This window comes from Mesorhizobium sp. M0227 (assembly GCF_040321855.1).
In the GTDB taxonomy this organism is placed as follows: Bacteria; Pseudomonadota; Alphaproteobacteria; order Rhizobiales; family Rhizobiaceae; genus Mesorhizobium.
The window spans coordinates 1-1163 of sequence record NZ_JAMYSJ010000069.1; the positions used below are offsets into that span (position 1 = coordinate 1).

General features: G+C 63.1%; 1 protein-coding gene. It reads left to right on the forward strand.

Features of this window, described 5'->3' with window-relative positions; genetic code table 11:
- A partial coding sequence (gene tuf, locus NKJ00_RS32170; RefSeq protein ID WP_352632602.1) for an elongation factor Tu occupies positions 1-1163 on the forward strand: 1163 nt, incomplete at both ends.

A 1163-nucleotide genomic window follows, 5' to 3' on the forward strand; every position in this document is an offset into this window, starting at 1 on the left:
AAAGGTAAATTCGAGCGTAACAAGCCTCACGTGAACATCGGCACGATTGGCCACGTCGACCATGGCAAGACGTCGCTGACGGCGGCGATCACCAAGTATTTTGGCGAATACAAGCGCTACGACCAGATCGACGCTGCCCCTGAAGAAAAGGCGCGCGGCATCACGATCTCGACGGCACACGTCGAATACGAGACGGCTGCCCGCCACTACGCTCACGTCGACTGCCCCGGCCACGCCGACTATGTGAAGAACATGATCACCGGTGCCGCGCAGATGGACGGCGCGATCCTGGTCGTGTCGGCTGCCGACGGCCCGATGCCGCAGACCCGCGAGCACATCCTGCTTGCCCGTCAGGTCGGCGTGCCGTCGATCGTGGTGTTCCTCAACAAGGTCGACCAGGTCGACGACGCCGAGCTGCTCGAACTGGTCGAGCTCGAGGTTCGCGAGCTTCTGACCAAGAACGAGTTCCCCGGCGACGACATTCCGATCGTCAAGGGTTCGGCTCTGGCTGCTCTGGAAGACAGCGACAAGAAGATCGGTGAAGACGCGATCCGCGAGCTGATGGCTGCGGTCGATGCCTACATCCCGACGCCGGTTCGTCCGCTCGACAAGCCGTTCCTGATGCCGATCGAAGACGTGTTCTCGATCTCTGGCCGCGGCACGGTCGTGACCGGCCGCGTCGAGCGCGGCGTGGTCAAGGTCGGCGAGGAGCTGGAGATCATCGGCATCCGTCCGACGACCAAGACGACCTGCACGGGCGTCGAAATGTTCCGCAAGCTGCTCGATCAGGGCCAGGCTGGCGACAACATCGGCGCGCTGCTGCGCGGCGTTGATCGTGAAGGTGTCGAGCGCGGCCAGGTTCTGGCCAAGCCGGGCACGGTGAAGCCGCACAAGAAGTTCGTGGCCGAAGCCTACATCCTGACCAAGGACGAAGGTGGCCGTCACACGCCGTTCTTCACCAACTACCGTCCGCAGTTCTACTTCCGCACGACCGACGTGACCGGCATCGTGTCGCTGCCGGAAGGCACCGAGATGGTGATGCCGGGCGACAACATCACGGTCGATGTCGAGCTGATCGTGCCGATCGCCATGGAAGAGAAGCTGCGCTTCGCCATCCGTGAAGGCGGCCGCACCGTCGGTGCCGGCATCGTCGTCACCATCAA